Raw genomic sequence first — 16,558 nt, 5'->3', positions numbered from 1 at the left:
GTTCGGCTTTCTTTTAAACAAGCTCCTCGGGCCCGAGTACTTTAAAGTAGGGGCCAATATCCAGCCTTATGGAGGACATGGCAATCTTGATCATTTCTCTGCGATCTTCGAGTATGTCCTCCTTAGCTATTCCATGTAGAACCATATAATCTTCATATTTCCCGGTAATAAAGTCCTCTTTCCGTATACCTTCGTAAGCTCTACATAAAACTCCATGAAGGTTCTCTATGAATTGGCGGCGGCTCTGCATTGTTTGTCGGGGCCCATGCTCGACTTCGAGTTCATGAGCATGTTCGTAGTTGATATTCACCAAGCAAAAATTTGTTTTGTTCTCTTTCCAGGCTCTTGCCGCCTGGTTGAGTTCTACGATCAGGGTGAAGGGTAGGTCAGCGAACATAGGGTTATGGTCAGTAAAATCGAGAAATGCATAGCCAGCTCTTAGGTAGCTACTGGCGCGTTCCGTAATGTCGTAGCTGTGAATATCCCCGGTGCGTATGGATTCGCTGTCGGTATCTTTCTGGCAGTTGAGGCACAAAAAACCTATCTCCACTTCTGAGCTGGCATGGCCGCAAGCATTGCAAATAAGCAGTGTGCCGGGTTTGTCGTAGTCACTGCCGAAGTGTAAAAGCTCCTTTCGACATTTGGGGCAAATCAGGTCTTCACCCTCCCTGAAGTCAGCTTCACGACCCAAATAAGCGCAGCTGAAATGGTGAAGATAGAAGTCTTCGGTAAGGTTAGAGGATCTGCATACCGCGCACTCTTCACGGACATTAAACTGAGAACCCCCACAGCCGTTACAGATATGGCGTCGATCGAAAAACTTGCCCTGTAGAAATCCTGATTCGATCAGTTTTTCACATTCCGTCACAACCGTCGGGCTATCGAGGATAATATTAAAATCAACAGTAGCTTTGGAGTTGGGGCTATAGTGCGGCGAGAGACTTACGCCAGATACAAATAATCGCGCTAGTATTTTGTCGCTATCTTTCTGAGTGGTGTGGAAATCCAGGTGGACTTGCGCGCGCCGATAGTGAAAGTCGTCAATAACCTGGCTCACAACGGGCATATCCTGCGCACTAAGCTTTGAGCAATCCAGATCTGCCTTCTCGCCGACTGTTCCAGTGAGATCAATAACCGGGAGTAGATACAAGCCACCACGCATATGCCATATATGCGTCAGGTCATCTACTGATGCTGGCTCCTCAATCAAAATAGCGTCTTTGGATTCACCGGTATGCGATGTCACCTTAGAGTCGCCGGGCCAGCGAAAAAAGCTATATTCGTCACTTAAAAAGGAGATGCTGATTCCTCCACACCTATATAACAGCTGGCGTTTGAAAGATTAACTGAGTGTTTTAGCTTATTTCATGCCAGTTATACGTAACTGTGTAACCTGTGGTGTATATGGCGTCCCTTTTACTGAATAGATTGTTGAGTATTTAAGAAAAGATAGGTGAAAAATTGGCAATAGGCAGGGATAGGTGCCCTACGTCCCTGGCAGGAATTAGGAATAACTGTATGACATAAAAGGTAGTCGTCATCTGGGGGGAGTTAATTAATAAATTTATCAATAATGACATCAATCCAGTCAATCTTTAGGGTTATGGTAACTTTCTCGTTCACCGGAAATTTTGATGGGTCAAGTAAGACTATTTTCGCTAACTGATTACGCGATGTGGGCTTGAATGTATTTTGGAACTCCTGGGGTAGTGCGGCTGAGAGGGGGATCATTTCTACTAGTACCCCTTTGTCTTTAAAGCGTCCACCAGTAACCAATACCTCCATTCCAGGCTTGATCACGAATTGATATTGATTGGGTAGATAGGCTAGGACATAGGCTTCCCCGGTGTAGATAGACATAAGGGGCTCCCCAGCATCATAAACATTGCCGACATGGGGGACTGAAGCCCCAACTAGACCAGAAGTGGGGCTTTGAATAATACCGTTATTGTAATGCTCCTCCAGTTTTCTTAGCGCTTGTTCGGAGCGATAAATTGCCTCATCAACAGATCTACGTTTTCCTTCCAGGGTGGCGCTTTCAACTTGTAATTTTACCAGGGTTTCACTGGCCTCGAAGTTATCTTTCAATACATCTTGGTAACCGACTTCGCTGACTACTCCTTTATTTGCAAGTTTATTGATTCTATCTACGATTCGGCCAATTTGTACTTTACGCTCCTTGGCGGGAGTGAGTAGTTTTTTAGCAGTCTCTGCCAATAAAGTGAATTCAGCAGAAATCTGTATTAGGTTAGCTTGGCGGGTGGAGAGATCGGCGATTCGCTCCAGTAGCTCCATTGATTCAATCCTTAAGAGTAACTCGCCCTCTCGAACAGCTTGCCCTTCATCTACGGCAACCTCTACTACTTTTACTAGATAGCCCATTTCAATAACGCTTTGATCGCGTAGTACTAACCCATCGCTTCGCAGTAAAAACCAGTCACCCCATATATAGCGAATAACGCCAATACCAAATAAAATTAACAAAGCCAGATATATTCGTCGGCTGGCAGATCCTCGGGTTTTTCGCTGCTCGCTTTCGAAGCTATCTGGGCGTAGTCGTTTTCGCAGAGCCTTCATTCAAGCTACTCACGAACACGGTGTACTTTTAAAGGGGCGAAAGAATCTTTATAGGATGTTCTAAAGATCCATTCCTGAACATAAGCATACAGTCTTACGACTCGCATAAAGTTTACATAAAAGATGCTATAGGCAGGAATATAGGGCCAAAGGGGAAGTGACTTGACTTTTGGGGTTGCGTAAGAAGCTAAAGCAAAGGTAATTGTATCGAGTGCAATTAATACAACCTGGGCTCCCGCTAAAATAAACCAGGCATTGTCGCCATAGCGCACAAATAGCCAGACTAAATAGATTGGTAAAGCTATTGCGGCAATAACATTGAAAACCAGGAATTCATATTGGTGAAAAAACTCTTTTAGCTGCATTCCTTGGCGGAACGGATTAATAAAATGCAGGTACTTGCGGTAGCGAAGACGAATCGCATCCCGTTCCCACCTAAAGCGCTGGCGCATTAGAACTGTGATGCTGGTGGGAACATCGGTATAACAAATCGCCTCAGGTGCAAATTCCACTTTCCAACCGTAATCCCGCAAACGAAAGGTGATATCTAAGTCTTCTCCTCCGCCGGCATCAAAGCCGCCAATTTGATTCATTGCGGATACCCTAAAAGCACTGAAGGCACCGGAGGCACAACACATTTGGTCGAGCATCGCTAGGGAGTGTCGCCCCAAGCAAATACTGATTACATATTCAATGGCCTGGAAGGAGCTGAGTATATTTTCTGTGGAGTTTCGGACAATTACATTACCTGAAACCACGCCAACCCTGGGATCTGCAAAGCCTTGCATCACGTATTTCATAGCGTGGCGATCGAAGGTGCAATCGCAATCAATTGAGGCTATAAAGTCGCCTGTTGAAAATCTCTGTCCTAAGTTGAGGGCTGAGGCCTTGCCTCCACGCAGTTCTGTTGCATGAGCGCCATCCAAGCGGCCCTTGTTTTGCAGGTAGTGAATATCGTCTCGGGTTTTATCTGTGGAGCCATCGCTGATTGCGATGACTTCATAGGGGATATAGCTTTGTTCCTGTAAGCGTTCGCCGCACTTTTCAATAGAGTTTTCTTCGTTGTGACCGGCGATGACTGCAGTGAGTCTGCCCAGGGATTCAATGTCCTCCTCGTACTCTGGTTTTGTGGCGAAAAAGAATACCGAGGTAAAAAACGACATTAAATATCTAGGGAATTCCAATACCACCACGATCCAAAACATCGTAAAGAGGGTGGCGTAGCTCTGAGTGGCAAAGAAAGTAATTCCATCATCGATCATTTCCCACATTTAGGTCTGCTCCTGAATAAGCGAATATAGACCCCGGCTATTGCTGTTACCTATCTGTGATGTGGTAGTGATCTTATTTGGAGAACAGCGAGTGTCTTGCGGCACTTCGCTTGGGTGGACTAGGGGGCGAGCATGGAAGGTTGATCTTACGCTTAGCTTCCATTCACTGGTAAGGGCTATCAGCTCACTGCTTGTATAGGCTAAGCCCAATTTTGATACCCCCTGACTTTGGCCCTTTATGCTATAGAGCCTGTAAAAGAGACCTTGGCTCAACCAGAGGGGCAGCCATAAGTCTCCCTAGAAGGAAATGCTATCTCTGAGACTGTCAGTATAGTCCACGGTGGTTTGAGGTGTCGGGCAATGCAGAGCCCCAGAGCCAGCAGAGGCTCTGGGTTGATTTATTCGCTGCTAATAGGAAGGGGGGAATTCGGAGGCGGCGGTTCAGCCTTTATCGAACCTCAAGGTCCAGATTGTATTGAGCAACCACGCGACCTATGTAGCCCAGTTTTAGAAACGTCGCACTAATCACCATAAAGATATGTCCGGCGACCTGCGTGGGAATTGAAAACAGGTGAGACAGGGGATAGCAAATAACAATCGTCAGAATAAGCAGGGGAACTGACAGAAGCAGCGTAAAGTTACCGGCTTTTAGTAGTAGCTTGAAACGCTCACGCAGTAAGGGGTTTTCCGTATTCAGCATATCGGCCTCAGGTTCAAACGGCGTCAATCTATCTTTAGCAACTGCTATGCCAAATATAAATACCAATAAAAACAACGGGTTACGGCTTATTCTTGGTGTTTATGTGTCAAATTGACCTTTATGATTGCTGTGTCATAATGACTCTTAAAGGTCTTTTGGACTGATTTGGCTATGGTAGATACCAACGCAACCTTACTGCTTGAAGTGGCTCTGGACCTGGCTAATAGCCTTAACAACAGCGATCGTTTTGAGCGTCTGCTCTCTACTATCCGCAAAGCGATCAAGTGCGATGCTGTTGCCTTGCTTGGGCTCAATGGCGCTACACTCACCCCTCTTGCAGTTCAGGGGCTTGCCCGAAGGACTCTGGGGCGGCGATTCCTGATTGATGAGCATCCACGGCTTGCGCAAATCTGCGCTTCGGAACACCCAGTCCGCTTCCCATCTGACTGTCAGCTACCAGATCCCTTTGATGGTTTGCTTTTGGATAGGGAGGGAGATCTTCCCGTGCACTCCTGTATGGGTTTGCCTCTCTATTCAGATAACCACCTGATTGGCCTGGTAACAGTGGATAGCATGACAGGAGATGCCTATGCCCGAATCAGTGATCGAACCCTTGAGCTGATAGCCGCGCTGTCTGCGGCCACTTTACGCACAGCTTTAGAGCTAAAAGCTCTGTCACACTCCGCCGAGCATGCCGAGCAATTGGTGAAAGACCTAACTCAGCAGGCACTGGAGCGGGATGGAGGTGAATTAATTGGTGAGAGCGCGGAAATGCAGTCCCTGCGCAGTGAGATAGAGCTGGTGGCTGGGTCGGATTACAACGTGCTGATTCTCGGTGAAACGGGAGTGGGGAAAGAGCTGGTGGCCCGTACCGTCCACAGGTTGTCGACTCGTAAGGAGAAGCCCTTAGTCTATTTGAACTGCGCTTCCCTGACTGAAACCCTGGCGGAAGCTGAACTTTTTGGCCATTCAAAAGGGGCCTTCACCGGCGCAGATCGCGAGAGGCCCGGCAAATTTTTACTGGCGAACGGCGGCACTATTTTCCTGGATGAGGTTGGCGAGTTACCGCTTGTGGTGCAGAGCAAACTGTTGCGTGTATTGCAAAGTGGTGAGATTCAGCCGGTAGGCAAAGATACGGTGCAGCATGTAGATGTTCGCATTGTAGCGGCGACTAATAGGGATTTACGCAAAGGGATTGAAAACGGTACTTTCCGAGCTGATCTCTACCACCGCCTCTCTGTATATCCCCTTGAAGTCCCACCGCTATGCAGGAGGGGTAATGATGTTCTGCTGTTGGCAGACTACTTCTTGGAGCGCTCCCGCAGGAAGCTGGGTTTTCGTCAGTTGCGTCTCAGTACAGAGGCCACCAATAAGCTACAGCGATACGCTTGGCCGGGTAATGTTCGCGAGTTGGAACATATTATCAGCCGCGCAGCCCTTAGGGCCCGCAAAGGTAGCTCTCCAGAAGCTATTGTTGCCATTACTGCAGCACAAATTGAAATTCCCGATGATCTGGTCATTCAGAAGCCTCCGCAGAAACCGGTAGAGTCGCTGTCTGAGGCTATTGATTTAAGGGTGGAAACGGAGAACTATCAGCGCGAACTCATTGGGAGTGCCCTGGCTGAGACCGATGGGAACTGGAGTAAAGCGGCCAAATTACTATCCGTAGACCGAGGGAACTTGGTGCGTCTCGCTAAAAGGTTGGGTGTTTACATCAAGAAAGAGGTTGTTCGAGGTAAGTAATCTATATGAAGCAAGGGGTTGCAATGTTGATTAGCGATAAAGGATTACGGTTTTCGCTGGTTGTAGGGGTAATTTCCCTGGCTATCGGCTTACTGGCATTTGCGTATAACTGGAAAATTATTGGTGGGGGATGGCCGTATTTCGGTACATTTTTATTTCCAGGCAATCTTGTACTGTCATTCTTCTCTAAAGAAATAGACTTCTGGCCAAAGTTTGCGCTGCAGATGAGTGGCCAGTTTTTGGTTCCTTTTTTGGTTGCGCGCGGTATTATCAAATTCAAGGATTGGTTGAGGTCACAGCTTTAGGTTTGTAATTTTGCTCGTTGCACTTCTTTCGATAGGGTAAGCAATGAACGCGGCGCTAAAAAAGATTTTTCCACTTCTATTTCTAATCTGTATCTCCATTTTTTGGGGCTTATACTATAGCTCTAACGGCCCCCTAAATGATTACGGTCGCGCTAATTACGAGTGGTTGCTACTGATAGATGGCCTTATTGTTTTACCTATTCTGTGTTTAATTTGTTCCGAAAATAAGCGGGACGCACTGCTAAAAATACTGGTCTTTGGGAGCCTGGTAGTATTGGTTGGAAGTTACATTATCCCTAATCAAAGTAAAGTCCTTTGGCCATACCTGGAGATGGGGAGATACTTGCTATTGGCAGGCTTGGTTATAGTTGAAGTGACGGCTATAGCTACAATGTGTTCGGCAATTAGGGCGGCAACTATCAACCATGACGATCCTGATATCGCAATACGCTCGTCAGTGGAGAAATATACCGGTGGGGGACTGTTAGCACAAATATTGGAGTTCGAGGCCCGTGTTTGGATGTTCACGTTCCTTGGTCATCGCATTGACCCAAGCCAATATCATGGGAGTAAGCATTTTAGTTATCATTTGAAGGATGGAGCAAAAACTACTGCTCTCGGATTCATTTTTATTATTTTATTCGAACTACCAATAGTACATCTCCTTTTACACTTTATTTGGTCGCCAATGGCAGCAAATATTGTCAGCTTTTTAACTCTGTTTGGGCTTCTATTTTTGGTTGCAGAATATAGGTCAATGGGGCGTAGACCTATATCTCTTAATAATGACTACCTCATAGTAAGGTATGGCCTCTTTAATCAGAAGGTTATTCACCTAAGCGATATCCAATCTATAACCCACAACTCTGGTTACATCCCAAGGTCGAAAGCTGTAAAACGATTTAACTTTTCCGGTAATCCAAATATTCTTATCGAACTAAACAGGCAAGTTGGGAAGGTAAGACGGATTTATATTGGAGTTGATCAGCCGGCGGAATTAATCAGCGCTGTGATCGATGCTAAGAATAACTTAGAGGTGCCGCTCTCCAGCACTGACTAACTTGAGTAGGATTGATTATTTTCTCATCACTCGGAGCCCATTAAAGACGACTAACAAACTGGTACCCATATCGGCAAAAACAGCCATCCACATGGTTGCCTCTCCGGCAAAAGCAAGCACCAGAAAGACCGCTTTAATGCCCAGCGCCAAGATAATGTTCTGCCAAAGAATATGGGCCGTTGAACGAGATAGTTGAATAAAGGTGGCGATCTTGCCCAGATTTTCGTCCATCAGGGCCACGTCAGCGGTTTCTATCGCTGTGTCGGTTCCCGTTGCTCCCATCGCAAACCCTATATCAGCACGGGCCAAGGCGGGGGCATCGTTAATGCCATCGCCAACCATGCCAACCTGGCCTTTTCCAGATAAAGTCTCCACCTCTCTGAGCTTGTCTTCCGGCAGTAGGTTGCCTTCAGCCCGATCGATGCCGACTTGTTTAGCAATCGCATCTGCAGTGTGCTGGTTGTCCCCGGAAAGCATCAGTGTTTTCACGCCCAGCTTGTGAAGGCTCTCAATGGCGTGTTGGCTCGATTCCTTCACGGTATCGGCGACAGCAAATATCGCCAGAACGGAGTTCTCCCGGGTCAGCATCACAACAGTTTTCCCTTCTTCCTCAAGGGTTCCCAATTGGCGCTCCAGCTCGGCGGAGCAAATGCCCAATTCTTCAATAAGCCGGTGGTTACCCAGGTAGCACTGATCCCCCTGAATTCTGCCCCTGACGCCGCGCCCGGCCAGGGCTTCAAAAGTATCCACTTCTTGCAGACGTTCGTGGGGAATCTGAGCAAACTCCAGTACGGCCCTGGATACCGGATGATCGGAACGTTCAGCTAGGCTCGCCGCCAGGGTTTGTACCTCTTCCGCGGGCATTGGCGCTAACACTTTAAAATCCGTGACGGTTGGCAGGCCATGGGTGATGGTTCCTGTCTTGTCCAATGCCAACCAGCGAAGGTGGCGCCCTTGCTCAAGGTAGGCCCCGCCTTTAACAAGGATTCCGTGGCGGGTGGCCGATGCCAAGCCGCTTACGATGGTGACAGGAGTTGCGATTACCAGTGCGCAGGGGCAGGCGATTACCAGTAACACGAGTGCGCGATAGATCCATTCCATCCAGCTGCCGGCAAAAAGTAGCGGCGGTATTACCGCAGTAGCCAGTGCCACTGCAAATACCAGGGGCGTATACCAGCGGGCGAATTGGTCGACAAAGCGCTGGGTTGGCGCGCGACTACCTTGTGCGGCTTCCACCGCATGAATGATTCGGGCGAGCAGGTTATCGTTGGCAGCAGCCGTAGATTGGTACACGAGTGCCCCGGATTCGTTGATACTGCCGGCGAAAAGTTCATCTCCAGGGCCTTTGTCTACCGGAAGGCTCTCTCCGGTAATTGGGGCCTGGTTTACTGCTGAATTGCCGCGTATTACTTCCCCATCTAGAGCGATACGTTCGCCGGGGCGCACCCGGATGGTTGTGCCAACCGGAACAGTCTTGGCTGACATGGAAACCCACTCGCCATCTGGCCCCTGTACGGTGGCGGTTTCCGGGGCCAGGTCCATTAACTCCCGAATCGCATTGCGGGCACGATCCAGGGATTTGGCTTCAATTAATTCTGCCAGGGTGAATAACACCATCACCATTGCCGCTTCGGGCCAGTGACCGATAAGCAGGGCGCCGGTGACCGCGATGGACATCAGCGCGTTCATATTCAGGTTGCGATTGCTGAGCGCAATCCAGCCCTTTTTGTAGGTCGTGAGTCCGCCGCCAGCGATAGCGGCCAGGGCCAGTATCATTACCAGCCAATTGTTTCCCCCCTGTAACCAGAATACGACCTCGGAGGCAATCGCCGCCAAACCGGCCGCGCCCAATAACCACCAGTTTGCATGGGTGGCAGGTGGCGCGGAATCGATGTCATCTTCCGTGGCCAGGCGTGCGTCCAGGTCAAGAGGGGTTAGGGTGTTGAGGATCTTGCTCTCCATACCTGGCGCGTGGCGCACCTGTAGGATTCGCTGCACCAGATTAAAGTCCAGCTGGTAAATTCCCTGTATGCCGGAGAGCTTGGCGCGTATCAACCCCTCCTCAGTGGGACAGTCCATCTTGCTGATGGAGAACAGGGACAGGTCACCTTTGTCGCTGTTGTTATTGGTGTTTTGAATCGGCGTCATGGTTGCGGCTTGGGTTGCCCCGCTGCAGCCACAGCTGGAATCGCGCTTGACCATTATTCACTCTCGGATAGATCAGTCGGTGAGCCAGTATTACAATCCCTCTAGTAACTATAGAGTCAAGAGGGAGTGGCATGGCTTACAAAATTGGTGAAGCTGCCAGGAGAGTGGGCTGCAAAGTGGAAACGGTTCGTTACTACGAGCAGGCAGGGCTACTGCCAGAGCCCGCTCGCTCAGAGGGTAATTTCCGGCTCTACTCAGAGTCTCACCTGGAACAACTGCGTTTTATTCGCCACTGTCGTTCTCTGGATATCCCCCTCGAGGATATTCGCAACCTGTTGAGATTAAAAGAGGCTCCATCGCAAAGCTGCACTGATATTGATAGCGTGGTTGATGATCAAATTCAAAGAGTCGAAAAACAACTGGAATCGCTCAAGCAGTTGCGAAAAAGCTTGGTAGATTTACGCAATCGATGTGAGGGTGGTCAGGCAATTAATGCCTGTGACATTATGCGGGAGCTGACAGATTGTAGCTGTCATGGCCATCCGGCAAATAATAATGAGTGTTAGTCGTAAATTTTGGGCCTTGTTTTGAGTAAGTGGCGTATAACTTTTATCGTATTATTTTGTATTGGTTTGTTGTTGGCCGTATGGGCATTTATCGTTGAGCCAGCAAGTTTCCGAATTAATGAAGATGATATTGTCGTAGATACCTGGCCAAAGGAATGTAACGGGCTAAGGGTCGCGATACTTGCTGACCTGCATGTAGGTTCCCCTTACAAGGGGCGGAAGAGCCTACAAAACCTGGTTGAGGCTGTTAATAAAAGCCAACCCGACCTTATTCTCCTACCCGGCGACTTTGTTATTCAGGGGGTTGTTGGAGGTAAATTCGTTCCGCCGGAGGATGCAGCGGGAATTCTTAAAGAGCTCAAGGCCCCGATGGGGGTGTTTGCCGTATTGGGAAATCATGATTGGTGGCTTGATGCAGCGCGGGTTGAGCAGTCCCTTGCAAGCCAGGGGATTTCAGTGCTTGAGGATAAGTCAGTAAGTCTGGTTAGTAGCGAATGTAAATTACGGCTAGTGGGAATCAGTGATTTTTGGGAGGGGCCTCACGATGTTAAAAAAGCAATGCAGGGGATAGATGAGGGTGAGACGATATTGGCCTTCACTCATAACCCGGATATTTTCCCCGAACTGCCTGCGGAGCTGTCATTAACTATCGCCGGGCATACTCACGGGGGCCAGGTCTACTTGCCGTTTATTGGGCGGCCCATAGTCCCTTCAAGTTATGGGCAGCGTTTTGCTATTGGGCATGTTGTGGAAGGTGATAAACACCTCTATGTAAGCCCTGGGGTAGGGACTAGTATTTTGCCAGTACGTTTCCTGGTGCCACCAGAAGTAACTGTATTATCCATATTTGGTCCTTGAGTTTGATCTCTCACTGATGGATTTGGGTAGGAGGTTTGGTAGGAATGGAGCGGGGATCTTCACATATAATTCCAGCCCAGATAAGAAATAACGGGTTGATACGATGATAACCGTCAAGCGAAAAGTACTGTTCGGGGATTGTGATCCCGAGGGAATCGTATACACCCCAAGGTTCTCATCGTTTGCACTTGAGGCAACCCATGATGCAATGGCTGTTCTGCTTGAAGGGCCTGCTATCGCCAGAATGAAACAACTGGGTTTTCTTACACCTGTAAGAGCTTTTAACCTGGAATTTCTATCCCCTGTAACCTGGGATCAAGAATTAAATATCCATGTTTCTGTTGCGGATATTGGTAATCACTCTTTTACGTTTCAAACGAAAGGCTTTTTGGATAATGGGATACTAGCGTTCACCGCCAATGTTACCTATGTCACCCTGTCATCCCCTGAAAAGCTAAAGACCCCATTACCTGGCTATCTTAGAGAGGCCCTGCTGCGCGTCAGTTAGCTGCCAATTCATTGGCAAGTTATTAGAGTAGGGTGCTTCCTAATTATCTTTTTGAAAGACCGTTGTCGGAATTCCCTTAGCACCAGCGTAAAAAATGATAAGTGTCGCCGGCTTGTCGCCTTCATTGCGCCCAAAATGCCACATATCGGTGACTTCAACGTAGGCTTTCCCCTCATCCAAAGTTAGGCTTTTATCCTGGTCAACGAGGGTAACTCTTAAAGTGCCTTCGGCAACATAGACGCTATTAGGTACGGGGTGTTTGTGCACTGGTAGCCGTGCGCCTGGCTCGATTGTCACACGCACCACAGAGAGCTCTGGCTGCCCCTCTGGATATTGGGGTAGGGTATCTCCGGCCCAATCCTTGGTCGATTCTACCAGTGTGTCAAATTTTACCCCCTGCATATTTTCCTGTAGATAACCCACCAAGGGGAGCATTAGCAATAATACTAGGGCAGCCATAGGCTTCCAGGTGTTCATGGGCTGATTCCTTATCGCTCTAAGTAAGCAGCCGTCGCCATACCGCCGGCAGTGCAGACACCAATAATTGCCCGATGGGCGTCGCGCCGGCCCAGTTCTAATAGGGTTGAACCCAGATAGCGGATGCCCGACATACCGTAGGGGTGGCCGAGCGCAATAGCACCGCCATTAACATTGGTAATGTCCCAAGGGGTTTTGAGTTCAGCTTGGTTGTATAGGGTGGTTACGGCAAAAGCCTCATGTAGCTCCCAAAGGTCAATCATATCCTGGGTGAGTTGGTGGCGCTTCATAAGGCGACTGACCGCTGGCGCTACCGCAATACTCATCTCTTTTGGCGCTACCGCTCCCAGCTGCATACCGCGAAACAGCCCCAGAATAGGCAGGTTTCTCTGCGCTGCCAGTTCAGCATCCATCATGACGACCGCTGCGGCCCCATCGGATAACTGGGACGCATTACCGGGAGTTATCGTCCCTCCTGTGTTCACCGGTTCCAGCGCAGACAGGGCTTCCATGGTTGTGCCGGGGCGGGGGCCTTCATCTTCTGACAAGGTGACTTTCAGGCGATTGGTTTCGCCACTCTCCTTATCTTTCACTGCCATTACCGTATCAAACGGCGTGATTTCCTCGGCAAACTTTCCGGCCTTTTGAGCTTCGGCAACACGCTTTTGTGATTCAACCACATAGCGATCCTGATCTTCACGACTGATGTTGTATTGATCGGCGACATAGTCGGCCGTTTGGATCATGGTCCACCAAACTGCCGGCACTTTCTTTTGTAAGGGCTCATAGACAAAATGGTTCAGGTTCAAGTTGAACTGCACCAGGCTGATACTCTCGACGCCACCGGCCACCCCAATTTGCATTTCGCCTGCGGCAATACGGTTGGCCACAATAGAAGCCGCATTGAGGCCAGAGCCGCAGTAGCGATTTATAGTAAAACCCGGCACTTGAGACCCAAAGCCGGCAAATAGTGCCGCGTTGCGCGCGACATTGTGCCCAGTAGCCCCCTCGGGTAAGCCGCACCCCAACACAACGTCTTCCACTTCCTGTGGCGTTAAACCCGCCTTATAAACCACCTCCCTCAGGACATGGGCAGCCATAGAAATACCGTGAGTTTCATTCAGCGCACCCCGCCTGGCTTTGGCGATGGCAGTTCGGCAATAGGCAACAACGGCGACATCTCTCATGGGTGTAGCTCACACGATCGGGGAGGGGATGTGTTTACATTAGATCAGATAGAGGGGCTTGCAGGAGGGAGGTGAGTTTGGAGCTGCTTTCAAGCGTAACCGCTCCAAAGGGAGGGGTTGTTTTGGGCTAGATTCTCCTCAATTTTGGCAGCTAACACGTTGAGGGAGCCTGTAGTACCCATGATAATCTGCCATTCACAAAATAATGGTATGGCATCACAGTATTCTTCATGCGGAAACTTCCCTCGACTAACTTGCTGGTAACCTTTGATGCGGCTGCTCGGCACTTAAGCTTCAAGGACGCTGCACAAGAGCTTCATGTAACACCTTCCGCTGTTGGGCACCAGATACGAACGCTGGAGGCGGAGTTGCAAACCAAGCTATTTATTCGTTTCAATCGAACTATTGAACTTACGGGTGTTGGTAGGGAATACCATCTGAAAATTGCCAAGGCACTGGAAGTGATTCGACGGGCAACTTTGGATTTACTTGCGCGGGATCAAAATAAAACACTTACCATCCACAGTATTCCATTTCTGACCAATACAGTACTCGCCCCAAATATCAAATCCTTTAAAGCGCTATACCCCACAGTGTGTATTAGTATCGAGTCTCAAATCGCTCGCGCCAGCATAGATCCTGGCGAACTGCAGGTTGCTATACGTTATGACAAGGAGTCGAATGATGATTTGTGTTACCGGGAGATCTCAAGGGTGCGAATTTCACCGGTTTGCGCGCCGGGTTACTTGAAGAACGATCGAGCAAATCAGATCCAATTGTCTACAGATAAGCTGGGTTGGCAAAGATGGTCGGCAGATTGGGGCTTATCAGTTGAATTCAATGAGACGCTGACTTGTGATGGCTTACAACCCGTACTCGAGATGGCCGAGCAAGGGTTGGGAGTCGCAATGGGATACTTTCCCGCACTAACGCCTAAAGTCAGATCTGGAGAGCTTGAACTACTCTACCCTGAAAAATTCAGTGAGCTGGCTCCTTTGTATCTTGCCTTTAGCAAGTCATTGGAGGGTAACGAAATTATTGAAGGATTTGTTCGCTGGTTTATAGAAGTTGTCCATTCCCTAGAAGGTTAATCACCTAGCTTTATTTTCCCAGACAAGATTTTCTTGCCTGAGCCTAAGGAAAAACCCATTTGTCGCAGTGTTGTCACTTCCCTAGGATTATCTGATTGAGTATCTAAAGTAATCAGGTGGCCAGAGTATGATATCGGCAGTTATAGATGGCTTTGTGCCGAGTTTGCTTAAAAGTCAAACCCTTAAAGGGTACGCAGCTCACTCAAGAGATGGTATTCAGTTTATGGATTTGGGCTCTTGTGTGATTCGCTATCGAAAGATAGGGCGAGGCAGCCGTGTAATTGTATTTGAAGCAGATCCGCCAGTTGTTATTGAGCATTATGACTATCTTGTAAGCCAAGTTCCAAGTGATTTCACCGTTGTAATATTTGAACCACCTGGCTTTGGTTTTTCCATTCCTTCAACGAATCTTGATTATAACTTTGCATCTTTGGTTAGTCTTACCGAGGTGTTTTTACAAAACCTTGCCCTTGGATGTGTGACGCTTGTTGCTCCATGCGTACTCGGCTTTGGAGCAATTGCACTTGCGTACAAGCGCCCAGATTTGCTTGACCACATAGTGCTATCTCAAGTACCGAGCTGGGGAGAAATGTTGAGATGGAAGGAAGGGAGAGATCCACGAGGATTGCTTAGCAAGCCAATTGTAAGTCAGCTGTTGCTAAAAGCTCTGAAACGTAAGCGAACACTTGCCTGGTTTGAAGCTGCGCTAGGGAAGAGTGAGCTGATCACACCGTTTAATGAATTGGCCCAACAAGCCTACCAACATGGAGCAACTTTTAATCTGGCGTCAGCTTTTCAACGATTATTAGTCGGCGAATCTCCTTTGCAGGGTACTCTTTTCTCCAAACCCTTAACAGTGAGAGCCTTATTTCTTTGGGGGGAGCGGGACCTTTCTCATAAATGTACTTGTAAGCATTCAAGTTTGAATATGATCCCGGAGGCCTCTCTACTACGCGTAGCAGAAGCTGGACATTTCCCTGAGCTGGAGGCTCCGGATGTGGTGCTGGGTCCTCTCATAAATTTTGTATTAGACCAAGACATGGAGGTCTCAAGTAATGATTGAAGAATGTCGAATAGTAACTCAGGATGGCCTATCTCTCGGGGCAACGCTATTTTCACCAAAAGGTCCGCCTAAAGCGGGAGTAATCATAAATTCAGCTACGGCGGTTAAGCAGGGTCATTATGCTGGATTTGCAAAATTCCTGGCTAAGAATGGCTACCTGGTAGTGACCTATGACTATCGAGGTATTGGTAAGTCTGCGGTTGCCAATCAACGAGACTCCCGACTATCTATGAGCGCGTGGGGAGAGTACGATTTGGCCGCTGTTATCGATTGGTCTACTAGCCAATATAAAACGTTAACCTGGCATTGTGTGGGGCATAGTGTAGGGGGCCAAATTATTGGCTTCGCAGATAACAATACCCAACTTGCTAGTGTCTACTGTGTATCCTCCCAAAGCGGGTATTGGGGTCACTGGGGATTGCGTCAGAGGCCCAAAATATTGTTTGCATGGTTCGCTATGATTCCGCTCTTATCAAATATTTTGGGGCAGGTTCCAGGCCTTTTCCTCGGAGGTGAGAGTTTACCCGCAGGTATTGCCCGGCAGTGGGCCTACTGGGGGCGCCATAAAGACTATATTGTCGACCAGAGAGGAAGTCCCGTACGAGATGGATTCTCCCGTCTGGAGTGCAACATGAAGTTTCTACACATCGATGATGATATAGATTTCGCTCCGCTACAGGCTGTGGAGGCTCTCAAGGCGTTCTATTGTAATGCAAATACCGAAATACAGATTGTTAATGCTAAAGCCGTGGACACAAAGCCAATAGGTCATTTTGGTTTCTTCAAGGCGCGCTACGAAGATAGTTTGTGGAGGGATGCTTTAGGTTGGTTGAATACTGCGGCTTGAGCATCTAAGGGGACCATTTCTATTTTGATTTAGAAGTCGTCCCACTCGTCATGCTATTTACTCTTCTATATCAGGTCCTGCTGGTTAGTCTTGGGTGTTCTTCTTAGAGTGGGTTTTGATGACTGAATAACCTAAATTTGCGAAGAAAAATACAGTG

The 16,558-nt window shown here is 48.4% G+C and carries 16 protein-coding genes; 9 read left to right on the top strand and 7 right to left on the bottom strand.

Annotated elements, in window-relative coordinates; genetic code table 11:
• Positions 1 to 13 precede the first annotated feature (13 nt).
• The 4 genes from ACJJI4_RS10070 to ACJJI4_RS10055 form a co-directional block, all read right to left on the bottom strand.
• Positions 14 to 1,246: a TackOD1 domain-containing metal-binding protein gene (locus ACJJI4_RS10070; protein ID WP_413662142.1), complete on the bottom strand. Its 1,233-nt coding sequence runs from the start codon at positions 1,244 to 1,246 to the stop codon at positions 14 to 16.
• A gap of 305 nt (positions 1,247 to 1,551) precedes the next feature.
• The gene (locus ACJJI4_RS10065; RefSeq protein WP_444913936.1) at positions 1,552 to 2,577 is read right to left on the bottom strand and encodes an HlyD family secretion protein; all 1,026 of its coding nucleotides are present in this window, start codon (positions 2,575 to 2,577) and stop codon (positions 1,552 to 1,554) included.
• 5 nt (positions 2,578 to 2,582) lie between these two features.
• Positions 2,583 to 3,848 carry a glycosyltransferase family 2 protein gene (locus ACJJI4_RS10060; protein ID WP_444927965.1) on the bottom strand — a complete coding sequence of 422 codons (1,266 nt, stop codon included), beginning with the start codon at positions 3,846 to 3,848 and terminating at the stop codon, positions 2,583 to 2,585.
• 448 nt (positions 3,849 to 4,296) lie between these two features.
• A complete protein-coding gene (locus ACJJI4_RS10055; RefSeq protein ID WP_444908164.1) occupies positions 4,297 to 4,548 on the bottom strand; it encodes a hypothetical protein in 252 nt (83 codons plus the stop codon).
• 171 nt (positions 4,549 to 4,719) lie between these two features.
• On the opposite strand from ACJJI4_RS10055, the gene norR reads away from it, so the two are divergent.
• From norR to ACJJI4_RS10040, 3 genes are read left to right on the top strand one after another with little or no spacing between them, the layout of a single operon-like run.
• Positions 4,720 to 6,291: a nitric oxide reductase transcriptional regulator NorR gene (norR, locus tag ACJJI4_RS10050; RefSeq protein ID WP_444927964.1), complete on the top strand. Its 1,572-nt coding sequence runs from the start codon at positions 4,720 to 4,722 to the stop codon at positions 6,289 to 6,291.
• A gap of 23 nt (positions 6,292 to 6,314) precedes the next feature.
• The gene (locus ACJJI4_RS10045; RefSeq protein WP_444927963.1) at positions 6,315 to 6,596 is read left to right on the top strand and encodes a hypothetical protein; all 282 of its coding nucleotides are present in this window, start codon (positions 6,315 to 6,317) and stop codon (positions 6,594 to 6,596) included.
• 43 nt (positions 6,597 to 6,639) lie between these two features.
• Positions 6,640 to 7,656 (top strand): PH domain-containing protein, encoded by a 1,017-nt coding sequence (locus tag ACJJI4_RS10040; protein ID WP_444927962.1) that lies wholly within the window; start codon positions 6,640 to 6,642, stop codon positions 7,654 to 7,656.
• A gap of 15 nt (positions 7,657 to 7,671) precedes the next feature.
• Here the strand turns inward: ACJJI4_RS10040 and ACJJI4_RS10035 are convergent, their stop codons facing one another.
• Positions 7,672 to 9,858, bottom strand: coding sequence for a heavy metal translocating P-type ATPase (locus ACJJI4_RS10035; protein WP_444927961.1), 2,187 nt, complete (start codon positions 9,856 to 9,858; stop codon positions 7,672 to 7,674).
• Positions 9,859 to 9,935: 77 nt separating this feature from the next.
• Here ACJJI4_RS10035 and cadR point away from each other — a divergent pair, with 77 nt between their 5' ends.
• From cadR to ACJJI4_RS10020, 3 genes are all read left to right on the top strand, one after another.
• Positions 9,936 to 10,370, top strand: coding sequence for a Cd(II)/Pb(II)-responsive transcriptional regulator (cadR, locus tag ACJJI4_RS10030; RefSeq protein WP_444897465.1), 435 nt, complete (start codon positions 9,936 to 9,938; stop codon positions 10,368 to 10,370).
• A 21-nt stretch (positions 10,371 to 10,391) separates the two neighbouring features.
• A complete protein-coding gene (locus tag ACJJI4_RS10025) occupies positions 10,392 to 11,228 on the top strand; it encodes a metallophosphoesterase (protein ID WP_444927960.1) in 837 nt (278 codons plus the stop codon).
• Positions 11,229 to 11,331: 103 nt separating this feature from the next.
• Complete coding sequence (locus ACJJI4_RS10020; protein ID WP_444917263.1) at positions 11,332 to 11,736, top strand: acyl-CoA thioesterase; 405 nt, start codon at positions 11,332 to 11,334, stop codon at positions 11,734 to 11,736.
• 39 nt (positions 11,737 to 11,775) lie between these two features.
• Here the strand turns inward: ACJJI4_RS10020 and ACJJI4_RS10015 are convergent, their stop codons facing one another.
• Both ACJJI4_RS10015 and ACJJI4_RS10010 read right to left on the bottom strand, forming a co-directional pair.
• Positions 11,776 to 12,213, bottom strand: a complete 438-nt coding sequence (locus ACJJI4_RS10015) for a cupin domain-containing protein (RefSeq protein WP_444927959.1) — start codon at positions 12,211 to 12,213, stop codon at positions 11,776 to 11,778.
• An 11-nt stretch (positions 12,214 to 12,224) separates the two neighbouring features.
• A complete protein-coding gene (locus ACJJI4_RS10010) occupies positions 12,225 to 13,400 on the bottom strand; it encodes a thiolase family protein (RefSeq protein ID WP_444908172.1) in 1,176 nt (391 codons plus the stop codon).
• A 230-nt stretch (positions 13,401 to 13,630) separates the two neighbouring features.
• Here ACJJI4_RS10010 and ACJJI4_RS10005 point away from each other — a divergent pair, with 230 nt between their 5' ends.
• From ACJJI4_RS10005 to ACJJI4_RS09995, 3 genes are all read left to right on the top strand, one after another.
• Positions 13,631 to 14,491, top strand: a complete 861-nt coding sequence (locus ACJJI4_RS10005) for a LysR substrate-binding domain-containing protein (RefSeq protein ID WP_444913151.1) — start codon at positions 13,631 to 13,633, stop codon at positions 14,489 to 14,491.
• Positions 14,492 to 14,618: 127 nt separating this feature from the next.
• Positions 14,619 to 15,554, top strand: coding sequence for an alpha/beta fold hydrolase (locus tag ACJJI4_RS10000; protein ID WP_444927958.1), 936 nt, complete (start codon positions 14,619 to 14,621; stop codon positions 15,552 to 15,554).
• Positions 15,547 to 16,401, top strand: a complete 855-nt coding sequence (locus ACJJI4_RS09995) for an alpha/beta hydrolase family protein (protein ID WP_444927957.1) — start codon at positions 15,547 to 15,549, stop codon at positions 16,399 to 16,401. The genes ACJJI4_RS10000 and ACJJI4_RS09995 overlap by 8 nt, the downstream gene beginning before the upstream one ends.
• Positions 16,402 to 16,558: the final 157 nt, after the last annotated feature.

Source organism: Microbulbifer maximicatervae (SeqCode) (assembly GCF_052467305.1).
The sequence above is the reverse complement of the archived record's forward strand: the minus strand, read 5'-3'. Positions and strand labels throughout refer to the sequence as shown.